Origin of the sequence: Streptomyces coelicoflavus, assembly GCF_045041415.1 — a bacterium.
Classification (GTDB): domain Bacteria; phylum Actinomycetota; class Actinomycetes; order Streptomycetales; family Streptomycetaceae; genus Streptomyces; species Streptomyces coelicoflavus.
The window spans coordinates 7,098,251-7,121,240 of record NZ_CP108218.1; the positions used below are offsets into that span (position 1 = coordinate 7,098,251).

Below are 22,990 nucleotides of genomic sequence, written 5' to 3' on the forward strand. Positions count from 1 at the left end.
AGGAGCCGTACATGCATCTCGACCATCACCACGAATCCGCCGCCGCCGTCTCCGCCGACGCGCGTCGGCCCGACGGGACGCGGCGGGCGCTGCGGATCGGGCTCGGCGGGCCCGTCGGGTCCGGGAAGACCGCCACCGTGGCCGCCTTGTGCCGGGCGCTCCGGGAGGAGTTGTCCCTGGCCGTGGTGACCAATGACATCTACACCCGGGAGGACGCCGAGTTCCTGCTCCGGGAGGCGGTGCTGCCGCCCGAGCGGATCACCGCCGTGGAGACCGGTGCCTGCCCGCACACCGCGATCCGGGACGACACCTCCGCCAACCTGGAGGCCGTGGAAGACCTGGAGGACGAGGTCGGGCCGCTCGACCTGGTCCTGGTGGAGTCCGGCGGGGACAATCTCACCGCCACGTTCTCCAGGGGGCTCGTCGACGCGCAGGTGTTCGTGATCGACGTGGCGGGCGGCGACGACATCCCGCGCAAGGGCGGACCCGGTGTGGCCACCGCCGACCTGCTGATCGTCAACAAGACCGACCTTGCGCCGTACGTCGGTTCCGACCTGGCGCGGATGGCCGCCGACGCCAAGTCGGTGCGCGGTGAACTGCCCGTCGTGCTCCAGTCGTTGCGGAGCGAGGACGGGGTACGTGAGGTCGCCGGCTGGGTGCGGGAGCGGATCGCCGCGTGGACCGCGTGACCGCCGCCCCGGGCGGTGTCCGGGCGAGTGCCCGTGTGCTCGCCCGCGGCGACGGGCGCGGCGGCACCGTCCTGCCGGTGCTGGAGGGCGAGGGACCCCTCGCCGTGCGCCGGACCCGGGGGAGCGGAGCCGAGGCCCGGGTGATGCTGGTCGGCGCGATGAGCGGGCCGCTCGGTGGCGACCACTTCACCGTGGGGGTGCACGCGGCGAGCGGCGCCCGCCTGCGGGTCGGCTCGGCCGCCGCCACGCTCGCCCTGCCCGGCCAGGACGATACCGGGGCCCGCTACGACGTCCGGCTCACCGTCGAGGACGACGCCGAATTGCGCTGGCTGCCGGAGCAGCTGATCTCGGCCGGCGGCAGCGACCTGCGCGTCACCACGTCCGTCGACCTCGCCGCCGGTGCCCGGCTGCTGCTGCGCGAGGAGCAGGTGCTCGGGCGGGCCGGGGAGGAACCCGGCCGCCTCACCAGCCGTCTGACCGTACGGACCGCCGGACGGTGCGTCCTCGACCAGGAGCTGGCCTGCGGGCCCGGCGCGCCGGGCGGCTGGGACGGACCGGCCGGACTGGCCGGGCACCGCGCGGTCGGCCAGCTGGTCGTCGTACGGCCGGAGTTCGCCGGTGAACCACCGGCGGCGCGGGTCTTCGAGGAGAGTGCGGCCGTCATGCCGCTCGCCGGGCCCGTCGCGCTGGTGACCGCCGTCGCACCGGACGGGCTGCGGCTGCGGCGGCTGCTGGACGGGGCGCTGGCCTCGCTGGACTGAGGTGCGTGCCGAGGAGTCCGTCGATCGAACGCGCCGATCCGTTTATCGGATTGGCAAAGAAGTAACACCAACTCTGTTCCCAGGGAACCCACAGCCGCGAGGATCCCCGTACTTGTCGCGAACACGTACGGGGAGGGCCTCTTGAGGAAGAGCAGCATGCGGCGGAGGGCGGTCGGGTTCGGCTCGGCCGGAGCGCTGGTCACCGCCACGCTGATAGCCGGCGCCGTCTCGGCACCCGCGGCGAGCGCCGCCCCGGCCGACGGCCACGGGCACGCGCGCGGGTGGGACCGGGAGGCGCGCGGTGTCACCATCGCCGCCGCCCGCGCCGCCCGGGCGGGCGTCGACTGGGAGGACTGCGAGGCCGGCTGGAACCTGCCGAAGCCCATCCAGTGCGGCTACGTCACGGTGCCGCTGGACTACGCCAAGCCGTTCGGCAAGCAGATCAAGCTCGCCGTCGACCGCATCGGCAACACCGGCGGCAAGAGCGAGCGCCAGGGCGCCCTGATCTACAACCCCGGCGGCCCCGGCGGCTCCGGCCTGCGCTTCCCGGCCCGCGTCACGAGCAAGAGCGCGGTGTGGGCGAACGCGGCCAAGGCCTACGACTTCGTCGGCTTCGACCCGCGCGGCGTCGGCCACTCCGCGCCCATCTCCTGTGTCGACCCGCAGGAGTTCGTCAAGGCGCCCAAGGCCGACCCCGTGCCCGGGTCCGAGGCGGACAAGCTCGCCCAGCGCAAGCTCGCCCGCGAGTACGCCAAGGGCTGCTTCGAGCGCAGCGGCGACATGCTCCCGCACATGACCACGCCGAACACCGCGCGCGACCTCGACGTCATCCGCGCCGCCCTCGGCGAGAAGAAGCTCAACTACCTCGGCGTCTCCTACGGCACCTACCTCGGCGCCGTCTACGGCACGCTCTTCCCGGACCACGTCCGCCGCATGGTCGTCGACAGCGTCGTCAACCCGTCCCGCGACAAGATCTGGTACCAGGCCAACCTGGACCAGGACGTCGCCTTCGAGGGCCGCTGGAAGGACTGGCAGGACTGGGTCGCCGCGAACGACGCCACCTACCACCTCGGCGACACCCGCGCCGAGGTCCAGGACCAGTGGCTGAAACTGCGCGCCACCGCGGCGAAGGAGCCGCTCGGTGGCGTCGTCGGACCGGCCGAGCTGATCTCCTTCTTCCAGAGCGCCCCCTACTACGACTCCGCCTGGGCGCCGATCGCCGACACCTTCAGCAAGTACGTCGCCGGTGACACCCAGGCCCTCGTCGACGCCGCGTCGCCCGACCTGTCCGACACCGCGGGCAACGCCTCCGCGGAGAACGGCAACGCCGTCTACACGGCCGTCGAGTGCACCGACGCCAAGTGGCCCACCAACTGGAACACCTGGGACCGGGACAACACCCGGCTCCACCGCGACCACCCGTTCATGACCTGGGCCAACGCCTGGATGAACCTGCCGTGCGCCACCTGGCCGGTCAAGCAGCAGACCCCGCTGAACGTCAAGACCGGCAAGGGACTTCCGCCCGTCCTGATCGTCCAGTCCGAGCGCGACGCGGCCACCCCGTACGCCGGCGCCGTCGAACTGCACCAGCGCTTCAAGGGATCCCGGCTCATCACCGAGCGGGACGCCGGGTCGCACGGCGTGACCGGACTGGTCAACCCGTGCGTCAACGACCGGGTGGACGCCTACCTGCTCACCGGCAGGCTGGACGCCCGTGACGTGACCTGCGCGCCGCACGCCACGCCCAAGCCGTAGCCCGGCGGACGGAGACGGAAGGGAGGGGCCGGCCGGCCGGTCGCCCCCTCCCTTTCGTGCCCTCCCGTGCCGCTACCGCCGCTCCAACCAGGCGTCCTCCGCCGCGTAGTCGAAGAGGTCGCCGTACGCCGTGGCCATCTTCGGATACGCCTGACGCCAGCCCCGTCCCGCCAGCCGCTCCTCGACGAAGGCCACCGTCTCGGGCAGCGTGTCGGCATACCGGGCCACCGGGCGGTAGCCCAACTGGTCCTCCGCCGCGCTCATGTCGCACACCACCGGCGCGGGAGTGGTCCACGGCGTCTCGCCCACGCCGTCCACCGGCGGGCCGTCCAGCAGCACGTCCTCGGTCTCGACGCCCATCACCGCGTCGATCGCCGCCGCGATCTCCGCCACCGTCGGGGCGTCCGGGTCCACCGCGTTCAGCACGCGCGTGCCCGGCCGCGGGGCGGCCAGCCGGATCAGCTCGGCGATGGTGCGCACGCTCGCCGGGTGGAAACGGCTCGCACCGCCGTACGCGAGCACGCGCCGGCGCCGTCCGTCGAGGTTGCGCTTGACGAAGTACAGCTCCCGCGGCGTCCGGCAGTACGGGCCGTGGATCGCGCCCGCCCGCAGCAGTGTCGCCGGCAACCGGTCGCCCGCCGCGAGGAGTTCCCGCTCCAGCGCCGCCTTGCCGGTGCTGTACGAGGCGTCGCCCGGGCGGATCGTGCGCTGCGCCTCCGTGATCGGCACCGGGTACTCGGGGAAGCCGCCTGGCTCGCTCTGGGTGTCGAAGGTGCGGCCCTCGTCGTCCTCGTAGACCGACACGCTGGAGATCACCACCGCCGAACCGACCCGTCCGGCGAGCGAGACCAACTGCCGTGCGTGGCGCTCCCCGTAGGCCACCATGTCCACCAGGACGTCGCAGCCCTCGCCGACCGCCTCGGACAGCGCCCCGTCGTCCTCCCGGTCGGCCCGCACGACCCGTACGTCACCGGGCCACCGCGCGTCCCGGTCGCCGCCCCGCGAGACGGCCGTCACCGCCCAGCCGTCCCGGGCCAGCGCCGCCACCGCCGCCCGTCCGATCTGTCCCGTCGCCCCGAGCACCACCGCACGTGTCATACGGCGACCGTAGGGGCATCGCCGCCCCGCGGACACGCGCCTCTGCCGACGGCAGACGAGGAAGCCCCGAAAACCCCGGCCAGGCCCTGTCGTCGCATTCCCTCCTGCCCGCCCCTCGGGCGGACGACGGGAATGCGACGACAGGGCCTAACGACGCGGCAGCCGGGGGAACCTCCGGCCCTCGGCCGCCTTCCGGGCCTCCTCGGCCTTCACGTCCGCCGCGTACCGGTCCACGTACTCCTGACCGGACAGCGAGAGGATCGCGTAGACGATCTCGTCGGTGACCGCGCGCAGCACGGCCTTCTCGCCCTCCATGCCCGCGTAGCGGGAGAAGTCGAGGGGCTCGCCGAACCGGATCACCACCGGGTGCAGCTTCGGGATCTTCCGGCCCGGCGGCTGCGCCTCGAAGGTGCCGATCATGGCGCAGGGCACGACGGGCACCCCCGCCCTGAGCGCCATCACCGCGACGCCGACCTTGCCCTTGTACAGCCTGCCGTCGTGCGAGCGGGTGCCCTCCGGATAGATGCCGAGCAACTCGCCCCTGCCCAGCACACCGAGCCCTTCGCGGATCGCGGCCTGCCCCGCCTCCTTGCCGGAGCGGTCGACGGGGATCTGCCCGGCGCTGCGGAAGAAGAACGCGGTCAGCCTGCCCTTGAGGCCCGGCCCGGTGAAGTACTCGGCCTTGGCGAGGAAGGTGATGCGGCGTCTGAGCACCGCGGGCATGAGGAAGTGGTCCGAGAACGAGAGGTGATTGCCCGCGACGATGGCCGCCCCCGAACCCGGCACATGGTCCAGGCCCTCGATCCGGGGGCGGAAGACCACCCTCAGCAGCGGGCCCAGCAGGACGTACTTGAGCACGTAGTAGAACACGGTGTGTCTCCAGTTCTCCGGGCTCCCGACCGGCCGTCCGCGACCGGTGATCGATCGTAGCCCGACGGTGCCGGAACCGGCCGGGACCGGTTCGGCCGCTCTTCGGTCAACTCGATTGACGCGGCCTGCCCCGTCCTCTGTGCTGTCCGGTGGCGCGATGCGCGAAGCCCGGGCGGCACACGGCCCGCTGCGGGGGCGCGACCGGGGGAGGGCGGATGACCGGTGGATCGGCTGGGGCGGCGGCCGGGGCTCCGTGGGCGGAGTTCGGGCGGCAGTTGCGCTCCCTGCGCAGGGCGGCCGGACTCACCCAACTGCAACTCGGCCTGCGGGTGGGCTACCACCACTCGGCCGTGAGCAAGCTCGAGGCGGGGCTGCGCGAGCCGCCCGTGGGCCTGGTGCGCCGGCTCGACGCGGTGCTGGAGACGGACGGTGAGCTGGCCGCGATCCTCGCCCAGCCGCGCGAGGTGCCCCGGCGGACGGGCCGGTTCCCGGCCGACCCGGCGCTGTTCGCGCCGCTGCCCGGCGCGGAGGTCCCCGGCGGGCAGGGCGCCCCGGACCCCCGGATGTGGCCCGCGCGGCTGCCCGCCGAGGGCCTGGTGTGTCCGCTGCACGGCACCGCCGGGTGCGCGGTGCCCGATCCGGGCGAGTTACCGGCGCTGCTCGGCGGGCCGGGGCCGGCCGGCGGCGCGGCACCGGTGTGGGGCACCGGCGCCGGAGCGGCGGTCGCCGACGCGGAGCTGCTGCACGGCCTCACCGCAGTCCTGGCCTGTCTGATCCGCGAGGCGTTCGGACACGAGGGCCGGGTGACGGCCGTCGAGGGACTGCTGCGCGCCCTGGCCCGCTGGGCCGACGAGGTCAACTCCGCCGGACGGCTGCCGTACGGGCAGCTGCGGCTCGGCGCGCAGTACGCGCAGGTCGCCGGGCGGCTGCGGATGGAGCGCGGCCAGATCGGCGTGGCGATGGCCTGGTTCGGCCACGGACTGCGCTGGGCGGACGCCGTCCACGACGCGCCGGCCCGCGCCACCCTGCTCAGCGACATGTGCACCCTGGTCCGCCTCGACGGCGACCCCTCGCTGATGCTCGGGTACGCCCAGGGCATCGGCGCGGTGGACGGCCGACGCCGTTGGACGGGCACGCTGTCGGACCTCTATCTGGCGCGGGGTCACGCCCTGGCGGGCGACGCCGCGGAGTGCCGCCGTCACATCACCCTGGCCCGGCGGGGATTCGCCCGCCTCGACCGGCGGGACCTCCTGGAGGCCCCGTGGATGGCCGGGGCCGAGGGAGCGATGCGGGTCGACTCGGCGATCGGCGGTGCCCTGCGCGACCTCGCCGTGGCGACCGGGGACCGTACGGCGGCCAGGCGCGCGGTCGACGCCACGGCACGCTCGCGGGCCCAGGTGCCGCCCCAGATGCGGGGCGCCCGGCTGCTGCTCACCCTGCGCCTGGCGGACAGCTGGGCGTGTGCCGGAGATCCCGGCGCCGCCGTTGCCCTCGCCTCGGAGGTCCTGCCGGAGGCCGTGCGCTCACGCGAGTCGATGGTCACCGCCGAACTGCGCGGCCTGCACAGCCGGCTCGGCGGGGAGTGGGCCGATCTGCCGGAGGTCCGGGAGTACCGGGAGCGGCTGCTGGACGCGGGGGAGTGAGGCGAGGGGCCCCGATCGCACCGGGGCGGGGGCGTTCCCGGGCGCACCCGTACTTGCCGGATTTTGACAGGTCTGGACCAAGCGCGCGGAGTCGTTGATTCCGGTGCGGCGGGGTGTGAGGGTTCCGCCAGCCCGCGACATGACATGCAAATGACACTCGCACACCCGATGGACGCGTCTCCGCACCCCAGGCTGCGCGTCCGGCATGTCCTGGCCCGGGCCGGCCCGCAAGGAGCCCCCACTCTCACAAGGAGCCACGATGCTCAGACAGACCGCGGTGGCCGGGACAGTCCTGGCCATGACACTCGCAGGGGTGGTGGTACCGGCCTCCCTCGCCTCGGCGTCGGAGCGGTCCGCGCCCTCCGCGGCGGAACCCACCCCCGTCGAAAGAGCCGTGGCCGCGGCCGACCAGGCCGTCCGCAGCGGCCTGGACGCCCTCGTCGCCGGCGGCCCCGACGAGCAGTACGACCGCCACCAGGTCACCCCCTGGGACAAGAACCTCTTCTCCGTCGCCTACGAGCGCACCTACAACGGCCTGCCGGTGGTCGGCGGCGACGCCGTCGTCCTCGCCGACGGCAAGGGCGGGGTCCGTGCCGTCCGGTCCGCCACCGAGGCCGCGATAGCCGTGCCCACCGAGGCCGCGGTCAAGGCCGGGCAGGCGGTGAAAACCAGCCGCAAGCAGCTCGCGAACGTCGACAAGGTCGACTCCAAGCGCCTGGTGGTCCGCGTCAAGGACGACGTCCAGACCCTCGCCTGGGAGACCGTGCTCGTCGGCACCACCAAGGACCACGTGCCCAGCAAGCTGCACGTGTTCGTCGACGCCCGCACCGGCAAGGTCGTCGACACGTACGACGACGTGAAGGCCGGCACCGGCCACAGCGAGTGGAACGGCCCCGACCCGCTGACCATCGACACCTCCCGCTCCGGCAGCCAGTACGCCCTGCGCGACACCACCCGCCCCGGCCTGCAGTGCTCGGACTACAACGGCGGCCTGTTCACCGGACCGGACGACGACTGGGGCACCGGCAACGCCTCCAGCCGTGAGACCGGCTGCGTCGACGTCATGTACGCGGCGCAGAAGGAGTGGGACATGCTCCGCGACTGGCTCGGCCGCAACGGCCACAACGGAAACGGCGGCAGCTGGCCCACCTCCGTCGGGCTCAACCAGCTCAACGCCTACTGGGACGGCTCCCGGGTCACCATCGGCCACAACAGCGCGGGCAAGTGGATCGCCGGCATGGACGTGGTGGGCCACGAGTACGGCCACGGCCTGGACAGCTACACCCCCGGCGGCGCCAACCACGAGAGCGGTCTGGGCGAGGCCACCGGCGACATCATGGGCGCCCTCACCGAGGCCTACGCCGACCAGCCGTCCGGGTACGACACCCCCGACTACACCGTCGGCGAGGAGATCAACCTCCAGGGCCGCGGCCCGATCCGCAACATGTACAACCCCCAGCTGGTCAGCAACCACCCCAACTGCTACTCCTCCGCCATCCCCCGCACCGAGGAGCACGCGGCCGCCGGGCCCATGAACCACTGGTTCTACCTGCTGGCCGAGGGCTCCAGCCCCGGCGGCGGCAAGCCCTCCAGCCCGACCTGTGACGGCAGCCGGGTCACCGGCATCGGCATCCAGAACGCCGGCAAGATCTTCTACGGCGGCATGCTGCTCAAGACCAGCGGCATGACCTACAAGCGGTACCGCTCCGCCACCCTCACCGCGGCGAAGGAACTGGACGCCTCCTGCGACCTGTTCGACGCCACGAAGGCGGCCTGGAACGCGATCGACATCCCGGCGCAGCCCGGCGACCCGACCTGCGCCCGGCAGGAGACCGACTTCTCGCTGGCCCTCAGCCCGGCGAGCGGCAACGTCGAGGCCGGCTCCGCGGTCAACGCCACGGTCAACACGTCCACCGTCACCGGCAGCGCCCAGCAGGTGTCCCTGACGGCCACCGGCACCCCGCCCGGCGTGAGCGTCACCTTCAGCCCCTCGACGGTCACCTCCGGCTCCAGCTCGACGATGCGCGTCTCCACCACTTCGGGCACCGCCGCCGGAACCTACTCCCTCACGGTCAAGGGCACGGCGGGCAGCAAGAACCACACCGCCCAGTACACCCTCACGGTCGGCGGCGGCAACAACCCCGGCACGCCGCCCGACGTCGACGTCGCCCAGGTGCAGGCCCACCTGGCGCAGTTCGGCTCCATCGCCGCGCAGAACGGCGGCAACCGCCGCTCCACCGGCCCCGGCTACGACGCCTCCCTCGCCTACGTGAAGGGCAGGCTCCAGGCGGCCGGCTACACCGTCACCGAGCAGACCTGCACCTCCGGCTGCTCCGCCGGCGCGGGCAACAACCTGATCGCCGAGTGGCCCAAGGGCGACGCCAACAGCGTCTACATGTACGGCGCCCACCTCGACGGCGTCTCTGCCGGCCCCGGCATCAACGACAACGGCTCCGGCTCCGCCGCGCTCCTCGAGACGGCGCTCACCCTGGCCGAGCAGAACCCGACCATGAAGAACCGTGTCCGCTTCGCCTGGTGGACCGACGAGGAGCAGGGCCTGAACGGCTCCGACTTCTACGCCCGCACCCTCTCCTCGACCGAGCGCTCGCGGATCAAGGCGTACTACAACTTCGACATGGTCGCCTCCGTCAACGGCGGCTACTTCATCAACAACCTGACCTCCGCGGCCTCCGCCCCGATGCGCGAGTACTGGACCTCCCTCGGCCTCGCCCCGCAGGAGAACGTCGAGGGCCAGGGCCGCTCCGACGACTACTCGTTCCAGCAGGTCGGCATCCCCACCTCCGGCTACGCCACCGGCGCCTCCGCGATCAAGTCGTCCACGGAGGCCGCCAAGTGGGGCGGCACCGCGGGCCGGTCCTACGACCCCTGCTACCACTCCGCGTGCGACACCACGTCCAACATCAACGCCACCGCGCTGAACCGCAGCGCCGACGGCATCGCCTACACGATCTGGAAGACCGCCGTCGGGGACGCCCCCAACCCGCAGGACGACTTCTCGATCTCCGCCAACCCGTCCTCGGGCACGGTCGACCCGGGCAGCTCCGCGACGGTCACCGTGAACACCGCCACGACCAGCGGCGACGCGCAGAACGTGCGGCTGTCGGAGTCCGGCGCGCCGACCGGCGTGAGCGTGACCTTCACCCCGGACTCGGTCACCTCCGGGCAGTCCTCGACCGCCACCGTCCAGGTCGCCGCGGGCACGGCCGGCGGCACCTACACCCTGACCCTCACGGGCACGGGCACCGTCACCCACACCACCACCTACACCCTCACCGTCTCCGGCGACGACGGCGGTGAGACCACCTGGCAGCTGGGAGCCACCTACGCGGCCGGGGACGTGGTGACCTACGACGGCGTCGGCTACCGGTGCATCCAGGGCCACACCGCCTACCCCGGCTGGGAGCCGCCGAACGTCCCCGCCCTGTGGCAGCGCCTCTGACACACACCCGCGCCACCCCTCCGGGGAGCGCCTGACACGCCGACGGGGCGGTGGGGTCCGTACGGACCCCACCGCCCCCTCGTCGCGTGCGCACGCCTCCGGCGTCAGAACTTCGGCGTCGGCGCCTGCGACTCGACCATCTCCGCCGCCTCCTCCTCGGTCCCCACCGACGGAGGGGAGCCCGCCAGCGGCTTCTGCGCCGTCTCCTTCATGCAGGCCACGGCCACGACACCGACCAGGGCCGCCGCCATCGAGTAGTAGGCCGGCATCATCTCGGAGTCCGTCACACCGATCAGCGCGGTGATCACCAACGGGGTGGTCCCGCCGAACAGGGACGCCGACAGGTTGTAGCCCACCGACAGGGACCCGTACCGGACGTTGGTCGGGAACATCGCCGGGAGCGCCGCCGACATCGTGCCCAGCAGACAGACCAGCGACAGGCCGAGCATCAGCATGCCGCCCGAGACCGCGAGCAGACTGCCCTCCCGCACCAGCACGAAGGCCGGGGCGGACAGCACGAAGAACCCGATCATGCCGGCCATCAGGACGGGCTTGCGGCCGAAGTGGTCGGAGAGCCGGCCGACCTGGTTGATGATCAGCATCAGCAGCACCATCGTCGCCACTAGGATCATCAGACCGTGGCTCTCGCTGTAGTCCAGCTCGTCCGACAGATACGTCGGCATGTACGACAGCAGCATGTAGTCGGTGACGTTGTACGCGCCGACCAGCGCGATGCACAGCACCAGCGACCGCCAGTGCGTGCGGAAGATCTTGGCGAGGTCGCCCCGTGCGGTGGTCTCCACCGCGTCGGCCGCCTCCGAGACGTGGACGTTGGCGTCCTCCAGCTTCAGGAAGGCGGGCGTGTCGTCCAGCTTCAGCCGCAGATAGATACCCACGATGCCCAGCGGCGCCGCGACGAGGAAGGGGATCCGCCACCCCCACGCGTCCATGGTGTCGCTGCCCAGCCCCGCCGTCAGGGCGGTGACGAGGCTGGCCGCACCGGTGTACCCGGCCAGCGTGCCCAGCTCCAGGAAGCTCCCGAAGAAACCGCGGCGCTTGTCGGGCGCGTACTCGGCGATGAAGGTCGACGCGCCGCCGTACTCGCCGCCGGTGGAGAAGCCCTGGAGCAGGCGGAAGAGGATCAGCAGCAGCGGGGACCAGAAGCCGATCGAGTCGTAGCTGGGGATGAGCCCGATGGCCGCGGTGCCGATGGCCATGAGGATCATCGTCAGCGCGAGCACCTTCTTGCGGCCGATCTTGTCGCCCATCGGGCCGAAGACCATGCCGCCGATCGGGCGCACCAGGAAGGCCACGGCGAACGTGGCGAACGAGGACAGCAGCTGCGCCGTGTCGCTCCCGGACGGGAAGAACACGCGGCCGATGGTGCCCGCCAGATAGGCGTAGATGCCGAAGTCGAACCACTCCATGGCATTGCCCAGAGAGGCCGCCTTCACGGCACGCTTGACCGCGGCCTCGTCCGTGACGGTGATGTCCGACCGGCGCAGCCGGGGGTTCTTCCGACGCTTGATCGCCCGGAACAGGGCGGGGTGGCGGCGCACCGCCGCGGCGTCGGTCTCCGGTCCGTTCTCGGTGGGGGACGTGGCGGCCTCCCTTTCCACGCGCGGCCGCTCCTGACGGAGCGGTGCTCGGTCGTACGTCTTTCAGCTCGTACCCGTTCCCCCGATCATGCTGGGTATGGTCGTGACTTCGGTCATGTGACTGGGCCGATGAGGTGAGCGGCCGGTGAGTACGCTTCGCCCATGCGTATCGCCGTCTCCTCCGACATGGACGAACCCGTCGCCCGGCTCCTGGTCGAGGAGCTGCGCGCTCGCGGCCACGAGGTGCGCCCGTACGGCGCGCTGAGCCCCGGGTCCGACCCGCGGTGGGCCGTCTGCTCCGAGCAGGCGGCGCGCGAGGTCGCCGAGGGGCGCGCCGACCAGGCCGTGGTGTGCTGCTGGACCGGCACCGGCGCGTCCATCGCCGCCAACAAGGTGCCCGGCGTCCGCGCGGCCCTGTGCACCGACGCGTACACCGCCGACGGGGCACGGCGCTGGAACGACGCCAACGTGCTGGCCGTCGGCCTGCGCCTGACGTCCGGGCCGCTGCTGGGGGAGATTCTCGACGCCTGGTTCGCGGCCGGGCCCGGCACGGACGCCGAGGACCGGGACAACGTCGCGCACGTGGAGCGGCTCGACGCGGACCGCCGAACCGCTCCGTAGCGGTGCCTTCCCCGTCGGGACGCCAGGAGGTCAGGACCGCTAGGAGGTCAGGACCTTCTCCAGGGTTCCGAGGGCACCCGACAGCTCCTCCGCGGTGACGGTCAGCGGCGGTGCCAGCCGGATCGTGGAGCCGTGGGTGTCCTTGACGAGGATGCCCTCGCGCATCAGCCGCTCACTGACCTCGCGCCCGGTGCCCAGCGCCGGGTCCACGTCGACGCCCGCCCACAGCCCCCGTGCCCGGAAGCCGACGACGCCCCTGCCGACCAGGGCGGCCAGCCCCTCGCGCAGCACCGCGCCCAGTTCGGCAGCCCGGCGCTGGTACTCGCCCGTCTCCAGCAGCTCCACCACCGCCGTGCCCACCGCGGCGGCCAGCGGATTGCCGCCGAACGTCGAACCGTGCTCGCCCGGGTGCAGCACACCCAGCACGTCCCGGCGGCCCACCACCGCCGACACCGGGACGATGCCGCCGCCCAGGGCCTTGCCGAGCAGCACCACGTCCGGCACCACCGACTCGTGCTCGACGGCCAGGGTGTGCCCCGTGCGGCCCAGACCGGACTGGATCTCGTCCGCGACGAACAGACAGCCCTTGCGCCGGGTCAGCTCCCGCACCCCGGCCAGATAGCCGTCGTCCGGGATGAGCACGCCCGCCTCGCCCTGGATCGGCTCGATCAGCACGGCCGCCGTCGTCTCGTCGACCGCCGCCTCCATCGCCGCCAGGTCGTTGTACGGCACGATCCGGAAGCCCGGCGTGAAGGGACCGAAGCCGGAACGGGCCGTCTCGTCGGTGGAGAAGCTCACGATCGTCGTCGTACGGCCGTGGAAGTTGTCCGCGGCGACCACGATCGTCGCCCGGTCGGCCGGGACGCCCTTGACGTCGTACGCCCACTTGCGGGCCACCTTGATGCCGCTCTCCACCGCCTCCGCGCCGGTGTTCATCGGCAGCACCATGTCCGTGCCGGTCAGCGCGGCCAGCCGCTCGGCGAAGCCCGCGAGCCGGTCGTTGTGGAAGGCGCGCGAGGTGAGGGTGAGCCGGTCCAGCTGCCGGTGGGCGGCCTCGACCAGCGCCGGGTGGCGATGGCCGAAGTTGAGCGCCGAGTAGCCGGCCAGCATGTCCAGATAGCGGCGGCCCTCCACGTCCTCCACCCAGGCGCCCTCGGCGCGGGCCACGACGACGGGCAGCGGGTGGTAGTTGTGCGCGAGGACGGGCTCCTCGGCGCGGATCAGCTCGTCGGAGCCGCGGGTGCTGCGGGCGGGTGCGGTCATGAGCGGGTCTCCCGGATCTCCTGGGTGCAGCACTTGATGCCGCCACCGGCCTTGTGGAACTCGGACAGGTCGACGGGGACCGGCACGTAGCCGCGGCCGTCGAGTTGCTCGGCCAGCCCGCTGGCCGCCGGAGCGATGTACACGTGCCGTCCGTCGGACACGGAGTTGAGCCCGAACGCCAGCGCGTCCTCGCGGGTGGCGAGCACCGCGTCCGGGTACAGCCGCTCCAGCACCTCGCGGCTGCCGGGCGAGAAGGCGCCGGGGTAGTAGGCGATGTTCCCGCCGCCGGCGCCGGGAGCATCTCCGTCCGTCCCGTCGTCGAGCACGAAGAGCGCCGTGTCCAGGTGGTAGAAGTACGGGTCCACCAGGGTCAGCGAGATCACCGGCACGCCGAAGAACTCCTGCACCTCGCGGTGCGCGTCCCGGGTCGTGCGGAACCCGGTGCCGGCCAGGATCCAGCGGCCGGCCGGAACCAGGTCGCCCTCGCCCTCGCAGACCGACTCGGGATGGTGGACCTCGAAGCCCTCCGTCTTGAACCACGCCTCGAAGGGCACGGACTCGGGACGCCGCTCGGGCGCGTGGAAGAGGGAACCGAAGACCCGGCCCCCGACCACGACCGCGCAGTTCGCGGCGAAGACCATGTCGGGCAGACCGGGGACCGGAGCGACGGTGTCCACGGTGTGTCCGTGGGCACGGTAGGTGTCGACCAGCGCCTGCCACTGGTCGAGGGCGCGGATGACGTCGACCGGTCGGCCGGTGCTCATCCACGGGTTGATCGCGTACTGCACGGCGAAGTGTCTGGGTTCGCAGACCACGAAGCGCCGCCGGCGCGGCACACGGGACTCGGTCACAGAGGGGTACCTCCGCTTTTCACGGTGTGTGACGGGGTGTTGACACCACGGTAGGAAGTGACACCCGAGCCCGACAAGCGAGGAAAGCTGCGTGTTCCCGCAGGATCGCTGCGTTGTTCGCCCGGTCAGCGCACGTTCGCTGCGCCGTCCGGGGCGGGCAGGGCGGCTCCCGCCTCCGGACTGTCCGCGATCAGGTGGGACAGCACCATCACGCTGATCGTCTTCCGGATGAACGGCTCCGCACGAATGCGCTCCAGCACCTCCTCGAAGTGCTCCACGTCCCGCGCCCGCACGTGCAGCAGCGCGTCCGCTCCGCCGGTCACCGTCATCGCCGCCGTGATCTCCGGGTAGCCCCGCACGACCTCCGCGAGCCGCCGCGGCGGCGCCGCCCCCTCGCAGTACACCTCCACGTACGCCTCCGTGCGCCACCCCAGCGCGGAGGGCCGCACCGTGGCCGTGAACCCGGTGATCACGTCCGTCTCGCGCAGCCGGTCCACCCGGCGCTTGACCGCAGTCGAGGACAGTCCGATGTCCGCGCCGATCTCCGCGAAGGACGTCCTGGCGTTCTCCATCAGGGCGGTGACGATCTTCCGGTCGAGTTCGTCGAAGGAAGCGGGCCTGCTGTTCATGCGGGCACTGTATCCAGGGGATACGGCCACGTCGCAGGCGTGTGCAGGCGCCCGGATCGCCCCTACACTCCACCTTCATGCTGCGCGCCCTGGCTGTCGACGACGAACGCCCCACGCTCGAGGAACTCGTGTACCTGTTGAACGCCGACCCCCGCGTCGGCACCGCGGAGGGCGCGAGCGACGCGACCGAGGCGCTGCGCCGCATCAACCGGGCCCTGGAGTCGGGCCCCGACGGTCCCGACGCCATCGACGTCGTCTTCCTCGACATCCAGATGCCCGGCCTCGACGGGCTGGACCTCGCCCGGCTGCTCACCGGGTTCGCCCGGCCGCCGCTGGTCGTGTTCGTCACCGCGCACGAGGACTTCGCCGTCCAGGCCTTCGACCTCAAGGCCGTCGACTACGTGCTCAAACCGGTGCGCCGGGAGCGGCTGGCGGAAGCGGTGCGCCGGGCCGCCGAACGGCGCGGCACCGCCGCCGTGCCCGCCCCGCGCATCCCCGTGCACGAACCCGACCCGGACCACGTCACCGTGGAGCTCGGCGGCGTCACCCGCTTCGTGCCCGTCGACGAGATCACCCACGTCGAGGCCCAGGGCGACTACGCCCGCCTGCACACCGACCGGGGCAGCCACCTCGTCCGCATCCCCCTGTCCACCCTGGAGGAACGCTGGCGGGCCCGGGGCTTCGTGCGCATCCACCGCCGCCACCTCGTCGCCCTGCGCCACATCGGCGAGCTGCGCCTGGACGCCGGCAGCGTCAGCGTCCTGGTCGGCACCGAGGAACTCCAGGTCAGCCGGCGCCACGCCCGCGAACTGCGGGACCTGCTCATGCGGAGGCCGTGAACCGTGCCCCAGGACCCCACCGAGCGCCGCGTCACCGTCACCGCCCCGCCCGGGCGCACCGTCCCGCACGCCCGGCTCCGCTCGCGCGGGCGGCACCCCCAGCCCGTGGGCCACTACCGCCCGCGCACCGAGATCGACGAGCAGACCACCCTCGGCCACACCTACGTCCGCTCCCTGATGCGCAGCCAGCTGCGGGCCGGCCTCGCCGCCCTCGCCGTCCTCGGTCTCCTCGTCGGTCCGCTGCCGCTGCTGTTCGCGGTGCTGCCCGACGCCCGCGGTCTCGAGTGGGCCGTCCTCGGCTTCGGCCTGTACGCCCCGCTGGTCCTGCTCGCCCGCTGGTACGTGCGCCGCGCCGAGCGCAACGAACGCGACTTCGTGCGGCTCGTCGAGGACCGGTGACCATGCCGGACGAGAACGAGAACGAGGCCGTGAAGGCGCCGTGAACTCCAGCTACGCCATACCCGCCGTCGCCCTCGTGGTCGTCGCCACCGTCCTCGTCGGCGCCTTCGGCCTGCGCATCTCCCGGACCACCTCCGACTTCTACGTCGCCTCCCGCACCGTCGGCCCCCGCCTCAACGCCGCCGCCATCAGCGGCGAGTACCTCTCCGCCGCCTCCTTCCTCGGCATTGCGGGACTGGTCCTCGTCCAGGGGCCCGACATGCTCTGGTACCCGGTCGGCTACACCGCCGGGTACCTCGTCCTGCTGCTCTTCGTCGCCGCCCCGCTGCGCCGCTCGGGGGCCTACACGCTGCCCGACTTCGCCGAGGCCCGGCTCGCCTCCCAGGGGGTGCGGCGGCTCGCCGGGGCCTTCGTCGTCGGGGTCGGCTGGCTGTACCTGCTGCCCCAGCTCCAGGGCGCCGGACTGACGCTGACCGTGCTCAGCGGGGCGCCCGACTGGCTGGGCGGGGTGATCGTCGCCGTCGTCGTCACCGCCATCGTCGCCGCCGGCGGCATGCGCAGCATCACCTTCGTCCAGGCCTTCCAGTTCTGGCTCAAACTCACCGCCCTGCTGGTTCCCGCCCTCTTCCTGGTGCTGGCCTGGCAGGGCGACGGCGCCCCCGGCCGCCCCTTCGAGGAGCCCGCCACCTTCCGCGAGCAGCGGTCGGTCCGCGTCGACGACACCCTCACCCTCAAGCTCGAGGAGCCGCTGACGGTCACCGTCGACGGCACCGTGGACGGCCGCGCCCGCGAGGGCGCCCGCGTCGCCCTGCCCGCCGGCACCCACCGCATCGAGGCCGGCACCCGCCTCACCTTCGCCGCGGACACCCCCGTCCCGGCCGCCGGACGCGGCGCCGACGACGCCCTGTCGCCCTCCCGGGCCGAGAGCCGCGCGGAACGCCCGCTGTACGCCACGTACGGCCTGATCCTGGCCACGTTCCTGGGCACCATGGGCCTGCCGCACGTCGTGGTCCGCTTCTACACCAGCCCGACCGGCGTGGCCGCCCGCCGCACCACCGTCGCCGTGCTCGGCCTCATCGGCGCCTTCTACCTGCTGCCGCCCCTCTACGGCGCCCTCGGCCGCCTCTACGCCCCCGAGCTGACCGTCACCGGGCAGGCCGACGCCGCGGTCCTGCTGCTGCCCGACCGGGTGATCGGGGGAGTGGGCGGCGACCTGCTCGGCGCGCTGGTCGCGGGCGGCGCCTTCGCCGCGTTCCTGTCCACCGCGTCGGGCCTCACCATGGCCGTCGCGGGCGTGCTCACGCAGGACGTGCTGCCGTCCCGCGCCGTGCCGCACTTCCGGCTGGGCACCCTGCTCGCCATGGCCGTGCCGCTGGCGGCGAGCGCGCTGGTCGGCGGGCTGCCGGTCGCCGACGCCGTCGGCCTCGCCTTCGCCGTGTCCGCCTCCTCGTTCTGCCCGCTGCTCGTCCTCGGCATCTGGTGGCGCCGGCTGACCCCGCCCGGCGCGGCCGCCGGGATGCTGGTGGGCGGCGGCTCCGCCCTGCTCGCCGTCGCCGCCACGATGGGCGGCCTCCCCGGCGGGGGCGGGGCGCTGCACGCGCTGCTGGCCTGGCCCGCCCTGTGGTCGGTGCCGCTGGGCTTCCTCACGATGGTGCTGGTCTCCCTCGCCACCCCGGGCCGGGTCCCGGCGGGGACGGCGGCGATCCTGGCCCGTTTCCACCTGCCGGAGGAGCTGGGCACGGAGGATCTGCGCGCGGAAGAACCGCGTACGAAGGGCCTGCGCGCGCAACAACCGCGCACGGAGGACCCCCGTACGGGCGATCCGCAGGCCGGGGCCGGGCGGCGAGAGGAGACGACGCGATGAGCGGCTCCGTGGCCGGTTTCCTGGCGGGCCTCGCCGTCGCCCTGCTCCCGCTGCTGGCCACCGGCTTCTGGCTGGGGCGGCGCACGGCCCGCCCGCAGCACCTCGGCGGCCTGGGCACCCCGGTCGAGCACGCCACCTTCCAGACCCTGCACACCGCCTCGCTGGCCACACCCCCGCTGCGGGCGGGCCTGACCGAGGAGACCGCGGGGAAGTCGGCCCGCAAGCTGCGCTCTCTGCTCGGCACGGACGCGCTGTGCCTGACCGACCTCGAGGAGGTCCTGGTCTGGGACGGTGTGGGCACCCACCACCGCGCCGAGATCATGGAACGACTCGCCGGACCGCTGGAGACCGGCCGCGGCGAGGCCTTCCGGCTCACCTGCGACACCCCGGACTGCACGGTGCGCTGGGCCGTCGTCGCCCCGCTGACCGTGGACGACCGGGTGCACGGCGCCCTCGTCGCCTGCGCGCCCCGCGAGTCCGCCGTCCTGGTCCGTGCGGCCGGGGAGGTGGCCCGCTGGGTCTCCGTGCAGCTGGAGCTGGCCGACCTCGACCAGTCCCGCACCCGCCTCATCGAGGCCGAGATCAAGGCGCTGCGCGCGCAGATCTCCCCGCACTTCATCTTCAACTCGCTCGCGGTGATCGCGTCCTTCGTGCGCACCGACCCCGAGCGTGCCCGCGAGCTGCTGCTGGAGTTCGCCGACTTCACCCGCTACTCGTTCCGCAGGCACGGCGACTTCACCACCCTCGCCGACGAGCTGCACGCCATCGACCACTACCTGGCGCTGGTACGGGCCCGCTTCGGCGACCGCCTCGCCGTCACCCTCCAGGTCGCCCCCGAGGTGCTGCCGGTCGCGCTGCCCTTCCTCTGCCTCCAGCCGCTCGTCGAGAACGCCGTCAAGCACGGCCTGGAGGGCAAGTCCGACCGGTGCCGCATCCAGATCACCGCCCAGGACGCGGGCGCCGAGGCCCTGGTCGTCATCGAGGACGACGGTGCCGGCATGGACCCGGACCTGCTGCGCCGCATCCTCGCGCGCGAGGTCAGCCCGTCGGGCGGCATCGGACTGTCCAACGTCGACGACCGTCTCCGGCAGGTCTACGGAGACGACCACGGCCTCGTCATCGAGACGGCCGTCGGCGCGGGCATGAAGATCACGGTCCGGCTGCCGAAGTACCAGCCGGGTGTGCACTCGGCGGGCCGGCTCGGTCGTGACTGAGCCGGCCCGCCGAGTGACGCAGGTGCCCCGCGCGGGGGCTCAGGCACTGCGGGTGGCCACCAGCCCCAGGGTGATCAGACCGAGCACGACCCAGCCGAACCACAACCAGCCGTTGCTCCCGAGTGCCACCGTGTAGGCCGTCACCGCGACCAGGCCTCCGATGGTGAACGCCCCCATCGTCTTCGTCGAACTGTCCGTGGAACCGGGCATCGCAACACCCTCCTCGTGTCCGTTGCCCTCCATGGTGCCCCGTTCAGCCGCCGCGTGTGTTCAGTGAGGCCAGATAGGCGTTGTAGGCCGCGAGCTCCTTGTCCCCGTCGCGGTCGGCGGCCCGGTCGCTGCGCCGGGCCTGGCGCTCCTCCGAGGCGTACCACTGGAACAGCAGCGCGAGCAGCACGAGGACGGACGGGACCTCGCTGAACGCCCAGGCGATGCCACCGGCCGCGTTCTGGTCGGAGAGGGCGTCGATGCCGAGCGAGGCGGGCGGGTTCTTGAACGTCTCGACCATCGGAGAGGAGGCCATCATCAGCGCGATGCCGAAGAACGCGTGGAACGGCATGCCCGCGAACAGCTCCAGCATCCGCATCAGGTAGCCCGGCCGGTGCGGGCCCGGGTCCACGCCCATGATCGGCCAGAAGAACACCACGCCGACGGCGAGGAAGTGCACCATCATCCCGATGTGCCCGGCCTGGGAGCTCATCAGCGTGTCGAAGAGGGGCGTGAAGTACAGCGCGTACAGGCTCGCGATGAACAGCGGGATGGTGAACGCCGGGTGCGTGATGATCCGCATGTAGCGGCTGTGCAGCAGCATCAGCAGCAGCTCACGGAGGCCCTTGCGGCCACGGCCCGCCGGGGGCAGCGCACGCAGCGCCAGCGTGATGGGGGCGCCGAGCAGCAGCAGGATCGGCGACACCATGCTGATCACCATGTGCTGCACCATGTGCACGCTGAACATGACCATGCCGTAGTCGTTCAGCTTGGTGCACATCATCAGGGCGACGCTCAGCACACCGGACACGAAGGCCACGGTCCGGCCGACCGGCCACTTGTCGCCGCGCCGCACCAGGCGGACGACGCCCCAGCCGTACAGCGCCAGTCCCAGGAGACAGGCGACGAGGAAGAAGGGGTCCGCCGACCAGGCGAGCCCCCGCCCCAGCGTGAACGGCGGCAGATCCATCGTCATGCCGTGCCCGCCGTGATCCATCCGCCCGCTCCTGTTTCATGGGGGTTGAGCGCGGTTGAACACCGCTTGTCCGAAGCAAGCGTAGAACCGCCCCCGGCGACATCTGCGACCGGGGGCGGTGAAACGCGCCCTGAAGGGGCGCGGGGCTGTATCAATCTGCGGCTCCGCCGCGTGGGCGCGACAAGCCACAAACGGCCCGCAGACCGCGAATCACCTCAAGGCCCGAGCTCTGACCGGCAGGTCAGAGAACACACTCCGCCTCCGCGTACCGCGCGTCCGGCACCGTCTTCAGGGACTCCACCGCGTCGGCGAGCGACACCATCTCGATGTCCGTCCCGCGCAGCGCCGTCATCATCCCGAACTCCCCACGGTGCACCGCCTCCACCGCGTGCCACCCGAACCGCGTCGCCAGCACCCGGTCGTACGCCGTCGGCGTGCCGCCGCGCTGGACGTGCCCGAGTATCACCGGCCGGGCCTCCTTGCCGAGCCGTTCCTCCAGCTCGATGGAGAGCTGGCGGGCGATCCCGGCGAAGCGCTCGTGGCCGTAGACGTCCTTGCCGCCCTCGTCGAAGTCCATGGTGCCCGCCTTCGGCTTGGCACCCTCCGCCGCCACCACGATCGCGAACCGCTTGCCCGCGGAGAAACGCGCGCCGACCTTCGCGGTCAGCTCGTCGATGTCGAAGGGCCGCTCCGGTACGACGACGGCGTGCGCGCCGGCCGCCATGCCGGAGTGCAGCGCGATCCAGCCGGTGTGCCGGCCCATGACCTCGACGATCAGCACCCGCTGGTGGGACTCGGCGGTGGTCTTCAGCCGGTCCAGGGCCTCGGTGGCGACGGTCACCGCGGTGTCGAAACCGAAGGTCACGTCGGTGACCGCTATGTCGTTGTCGATGGTCTTCGGCACGCCCACGATCGGCAGGCCGTTGTCCGACAGCAGCCGGGCCGCCTTCAGGGTGCCCTCGCCGCCGATCGGGATGATCGCGTCGAGGCCGAGTTCCTCGACGTGGCCGCGGGCCCGCTCGACGCCGTCCCGCAGGTGCTCGGGACGGACCCGGGAGGAGCCGAGGATGGTGCCGCCGCGGGCCAGGATGCCGCCGACCGCGTCGAGGTCGAGCTTGAGGTAGTCGCACTCCAGGAGGCCCTTCCAGCCGTCCCGGAAACCGATGACCTCGTCGCCGTGGTCGACGACGGCACGGTGCACGACGGACCGGATGACGGCGTTCAGGCCGGGGCAGTCGCCGCCGGACGTGAGGACACCAATGCGCATAGCCCGAAATACCTTCTCAACGTGGCACGGGTCCGGACCGCGCTGTCCGGCTCGATCCCCGCCACCCTAGCGGTACCGGGGGGCGGGGCCGAACCACGCGTCCGCCTACTGGACGCACCCGCTCACCTGTGCGGATGCGTCATCAGACGGGCCACCGGGACGAGCCTCACGCAGGCTGCTGCGCGGCTGTGACTACGCAGGCTGCTGCGCAACTGTGACTACGCAGGCTGCTGCGCAACTGTGACTACGCAGGCTGCTGCGCAGCCGCGATGCGCTCGTTGCGGAGCGCCTCGTACCAGCGGTCGTCGGTCGGCGGCAGCGCGTTCACGTCGAGGGCCAGCTTGAGCAGCAGGTCCGCGATCAGCGGGTTCCGGGCCAGCACCGGGCCGTGCATGTACGTACCGAAGACCGTGTCGTTGTACGCGCCCTCCGTGCCGTCCCCCGTGCCGTTGCCGTTGCCGAAGCGGACCTGGGCGAGCGGACGGGCGCTGGGCCCGACGTGGGTGACGCCCTGGTGGTTCTCGAAGCCGGTCAGCGGGGGCAGGCCGAGGCGCGGGTCGATGTCACCGAGGACGTCGCCGACGCACCGGGCGCCCTCGCCGCGGGTGGAGACCACGTCGAGCAGCCCGAGGCCGGGCTCGCGCTGGCCGAGGTCGTTGATGAACTCGTGGCCCAGGATCTGGTAGCCGGCGCAGACGGAGAACACGATCGCGCCGTTCTCCACCGCCCGGTTGAGTCCGCCGTCCCGCCGCAGCCGCTCGGCCGCGAGCCGCTGCGGCCGGTCCTCGCCGCCGCCGATCAGATAGATGTCGCCGGAGGTCGGGATCGGCTGGTCGCTGCGCACGTCCAGCCGGGCCACGTCGAGGCCGCGCTGGCGGGCCCGGCGCTCCACGACGAGGGCGTTGCCCTGGTCGCCGTAGGTGCTGAGCAGGTCCGGGTAGATCCAGACGATCCGCAGTTGGTTGTCGCTCACGAAAATCCCCTGA

Annotated in this window: 20 protein-coding genes; 10 read left to right on the forward strand and 10 right to left on the reverse strand. The window is 72.5% G+C overall.

Going from position 1 to position 22,990, the window contains the following annotated elements:
* Window positions 1-11: 11 nt before the first annotated feature.
* The 3 genes from ureG to OHA99_RS31970 all read left to right on the forward strand — a co-directional run bounded on the left by ureG (window position 12) and on the right by OHA99_RS31970 (window position 3,205).
* Complete coding sequence (ureG, locus tag OHA99_RS31960; RefSeq protein WP_405698474.1) at window positions 12-689, forward strand: urease accessory protein UreG; 678 nt, start codon at window positions 12-14, stop codon at window positions 687-689.
* Window positions 686-1,450 carry an urease accessory protein UreD gene (locus tag OHA99_RS31965; protein WP_366473448.1) on the forward strand — a complete coding sequence of 255 codons (765 nt, stop codon included), beginning with the start codon at window positions 686-688 and terminating at the stop codon, window positions 1,448-1,450. Before ureG ends, OHA99_RS31965 begins: the two co-directional genes overlap by 4 nt.
* Before the next feature lie 141 nt (window positions 1,451-1,591).
* Complete coding sequence (locus OHA99_RS31970; protein WP_153180929.1) at window positions 1,592-3,205, forward strand: alpha/beta hydrolase; 1,614 nt, start codon at window positions 1,592-1,594, stop codon at window positions 3,203-3,205.
* A 72-nt stretch (window positions 3,206-3,277) separates the two neighbouring features.
* On the opposite strand, the gene OHA99_RS31975 is transcribed toward OHA99_RS31970, so the two are convergent.
* Together OHA99_RS31975 and OHA99_RS31980 are read right to left on the reverse strand one after the other, a co-directional pair.
* The gene (locus tag OHA99_RS31975; RefSeq protein WP_153180930.1) at window positions 3,278-4,303 is read right to left on the reverse strand and encodes an NAD(P)-dependent oxidoreductase; all 1,026 of its coding nucleotides are present in this window, start codon (window positions 4,301-4,303) and stop codon (window positions 3,278-3,280) included.
* A 147-nt stretch (window positions 4,304-4,450) separates the two neighbouring features.
* Window positions 4,451-5,173, reverse strand: a complete 723-nt coding sequence (locus OHA99_RS31980; protein ID WP_153180931.1) for a 1-acyl-sn-glycerol-3-phosphate acyltransferase — start codon at window positions 5,171-5,173, stop codon at window positions 4,451-4,453.
* 215 nt (window positions 5,174-5,388) lie between these two features.
* Here OHA99_RS31980 and OHA99_RS31985 point away from each other — a divergent pair, with 215 nt between their 5' ends.
* A complete protein-coding gene (locus tag OHA99_RS31985) occupies window positions 5,389-6,816 on the forward strand; it encodes a helix-turn-helix transcriptional regulator (protein ID WP_366473402.1) in 1,428 nt (475 codons plus the stop codon).
* Window positions 6,817-7,075: 259 nt separating this feature from the next.
* Complete coding sequence (locus tag OHA99_RS31990; RefSeq protein ID WP_405698475.1) at window positions 7,076-10,276, forward strand: M20/M25/M40 family metallo-hydrolase; 3,201 nt, start codon at window positions 7,076-7,078, stop codon at window positions 10,274-10,276.
* Between the two features lie 104 nt (window positions 10,277-10,380).
* On the opposite strand, the gene proP is transcribed toward OHA99_RS31990, so the two are convergent.
* Window positions 10,381-11,895, reverse strand: coding sequence for a glycine betaine/L-proline transporter ProP (gene proP, locus OHA99_RS31995; RefSeq protein WP_153180934.1), 1,515 nt, complete (start codon window positions 11,893-11,895; stop codon window positions 10,381-10,383).
* A gap of 141 nt (window positions 11,896-12,036) precedes the next feature.
* On the opposite strand from proP, the gene OHA99_RS32000 reads away from it, so the two are divergent.
* Window positions 12,037-12,495, forward strand: coding sequence for an RpiB/LacA/LacB family sugar-phosphate isomerase (locus OHA99_RS32000; protein ID WP_153180935.1), 459 nt, complete (start codon window positions 12,037-12,039; stop codon window positions 12,493-12,495).
* Window positions 12,496-12,534: 39 nt separating this feature from the next.
* On the opposite strand, the gene rocD is transcribed toward OHA99_RS32000, so the two are convergent.
* The 3 genes from rocD to OHA99_RS32015 all read right to left on the reverse strand — a co-directional run bounded on the left by rocD (window position 12,535) and on the right by OHA99_RS32015 (window position 15,238).
* On the reverse strand, window positions 12,535-13,758 hold the full coding sequence (gene rocD, locus OHA99_RS32005; protein WP_165686651.1) for an ornithine--oxo-acid transaminase: 1,224 nt from the start codon (window positions 13,756-13,758) through the stop codon (window positions 12,535-12,537).
* Window positions 13,755-14,609 carry a dimethylargininase gene (gene ddaH, locus OHA99_RS32010; protein ID WP_405698476.1) on the reverse strand — a complete coding sequence of 285 codons (855 nt, stop codon included), beginning with the start codon at window positions 14,607-14,609 and terminating at the stop codon, window positions 13,755-13,757. The genes rocD and ddaH overlap by 4 nt, the downstream gene beginning before the upstream one ends.
* A 125-nt stretch (window positions 14,610-14,734) precedes the next feature.
* Window positions 14,735-15,238 carry an Lrp/AsnC family transcriptional regulator gene (locus OHA99_RS32015; protein ID WP_087792111.1) on the reverse strand — a complete coding sequence of 168 codons (504 nt, stop codon included), beginning with the start codon at window positions 15,236-15,238 and terminating at the stop codon, window positions 14,735-14,737.
* Window positions 15,239-15,315: 77 nt separating this feature from the next.
* Here OHA99_RS32015 and OHA99_RS32020 point away from each other — a divergent pair, with 77 nt between their 5' ends.
* Genes OHA99_RS32020 through OHA99_RS32035 form a run of 4 tightly spaced genes read left to right on the forward strand, consistent with a single transcriptional unit; the run spans window position 15,316 to window position 19,554 of the window.
* A complete protein-coding gene (locus tag OHA99_RS32020) occupies window positions 15,316-16,077 on the forward strand; it encodes a LytTR family DNA-binding domain-containing protein (protein WP_153180938.1) in 762 nt (253 codons plus the stop codon).
* Between the two features lie 3 nt (window positions 16,078-16,080).
* The gene (locus OHA99_RS32025) at window positions 16,081-16,476 is read left to right on the forward strand and encodes a hypothetical protein (RefSeq protein ID WP_153180939.1); all 396 of its coding nucleotides are present in this window, start codon (window positions 16,081-16,083) and stop codon (window positions 16,474-16,476) included.
* A 40-nt stretch (window positions 16,477-16,516) separates the two neighbouring features.
* Window positions 16,517-18,340 carry a cation acetate symporter gene (locus OHA99_RS32030; RefSeq protein WP_405698477.1) on the forward strand — a complete coding sequence of 608 codons (1,824 nt, stop codon included), beginning with the start codon at window positions 16,517-16,519 and terminating at the stop codon, window positions 18,338-18,340.
* A gap of 8 nt (window positions 18,341-18,348) precedes the next feature.
* Window positions 18,349-19,554 (forward strand): sensor histidine kinase, encoded by a 1,206-nt coding sequence (locus tag OHA99_RS32035; protein ID WP_194280337.1) that lies wholly within the window; start codon window positions 18,349-18,351, stop codon window positions 19,552-19,554.
* A gap of 39 nt (window positions 19,555-19,593) precedes the next feature.
* On the opposite strand, the gene OHA99_RS32040 is transcribed toward OHA99_RS32035, so the two are convergent.
* The 4 genes from OHA99_RS32040 to OHA99_RS32055 form a co-directional block, all read right to left on the reverse strand.
* Complete coding sequence (locus OHA99_RS32040) at window positions 19,594-19,764, reverse strand: hypothetical protein (protein WP_007388177.1); 171 nt, start codon at window positions 19,762-19,764, stop codon at window positions 19,594-19,596.
* A 43-nt stretch (window positions 19,765-19,807) separates the two neighbouring features.
* Window positions 19,808-20,758 (reverse strand): cytochrome c oxidase assembly protein, encoded by a 951-nt coding sequence (locus OHA99_RS32045; protein WP_164385607.1) that lies wholly within the window; start codon window positions 20,756-20,758, stop codon window positions 19,808-19,810.
* 220 nt (window positions 20,759-20,978) lie between these two features.
* Window positions 20,979-22,004: a 6-phosphofructokinase gene (locus tag OHA99_RS32050; protein WP_153180943.1), complete on the reverse strand. Its 1,026-nt coding sequence runs from the start codon at window positions 22,002-22,004 to the stop codon at window positions 20,979-20,981.
* Between the two features lie 244 nt (window positions 22,005-22,248).
* Window positions 22,249-22,977, reverse strand: coding sequence for a type 1 glutamine amidotransferase (locus tag OHA99_RS32055; RefSeq protein WP_007388174.1), 729 nt, complete (start codon window positions 22,975-22,977; stop codon window positions 22,249-22,251).
* Window positions 22,978-22,990: the final 13 nt, after the last annotated feature.

What these genes read in the sequence shown, in the direction of transcription:
- rocD (WP_165686651.1), bottom strand. Translation starts at nt 13,758, where the DNA reads ATGACCGCACCCGCCCGCAGCACCCGCGGCTCCGACGAGCTGATCCGC.
- OHA99_RS31990 (WP_405698475.1), top strand. Translation starts at nt 7,076, where the DNA reads ATGCTCAGACAGACCGCGGTGGCCGGGACAGTCCTGGCCATGACACTC.
- OHA99_RS31975 (WP_153180930.1), bottom strand. Translation starts at nt 4,303, where the DNA reads ATGACACGTGCGGTGGTGCTCGGGGCGACGGGACAGATCGGACGGGCG.
- OHA99_RS32050 (WP_153180943.1), bottom strand. Translation starts at nt 22,004, where the DNA reads ATGCGCATTGGTGTCCTCACGTCCGGCGGCGACTGCCCCGGCCTGAAC.
- OHA99_RS32000 (WP_153180935.1), top strand. Translation starts at nt 12,037, where the DNA reads ATGCGTATCGCCGTCTCCTCCGACATGGACGAACCCGTCGCCCGGCTC.
- OHA99_RS32040 (WP_007388177.1), bottom strand. Translation starts at nt 19,764, where the DNA reads ATGCCCGGTTCCACGGACAGTTCGACGAAGACGATGGGGGCGTTCACC.
- OHA99_RS32020 (WP_153180938.1), top strand. Translation starts at nt 15,316, where the DNA reads ATGCTGCGCGCCCTGGCTGTCGACGACGAACGCCCCACGCTCGAGGAA.
- ureG (WP_405698474.1), top strand. Translation starts at nt 12, where the DNA reads ATGCATCTCGACCATCACCACGAATCCGCCGCCGCCGTCTCCGCCGAC.
- OHA99_RS32045 (WP_164385607.1), bottom strand. Translation starts at nt 20,758, where the DNA reads ATGGATCACGGCGGGCACGGCATGACGATGGATCTGCCGCCGTTCACG.
- OHA99_RS32015 (WP_087792111.1), bottom strand. Translation starts at nt 15,238, where the DNA reads ATGAACAGCAGGCCCGCTTCCTTCGACGAACTCGACCGGAAGATCGTC.
- OHA99_RS31985 (WP_366473402.1), top strand. Translation starts at nt 5,389, where the DNA reads ATGACCGGTGGATCGGCTGGGGCGGCGGCCGGGGCTCCGTGGGCGGAG.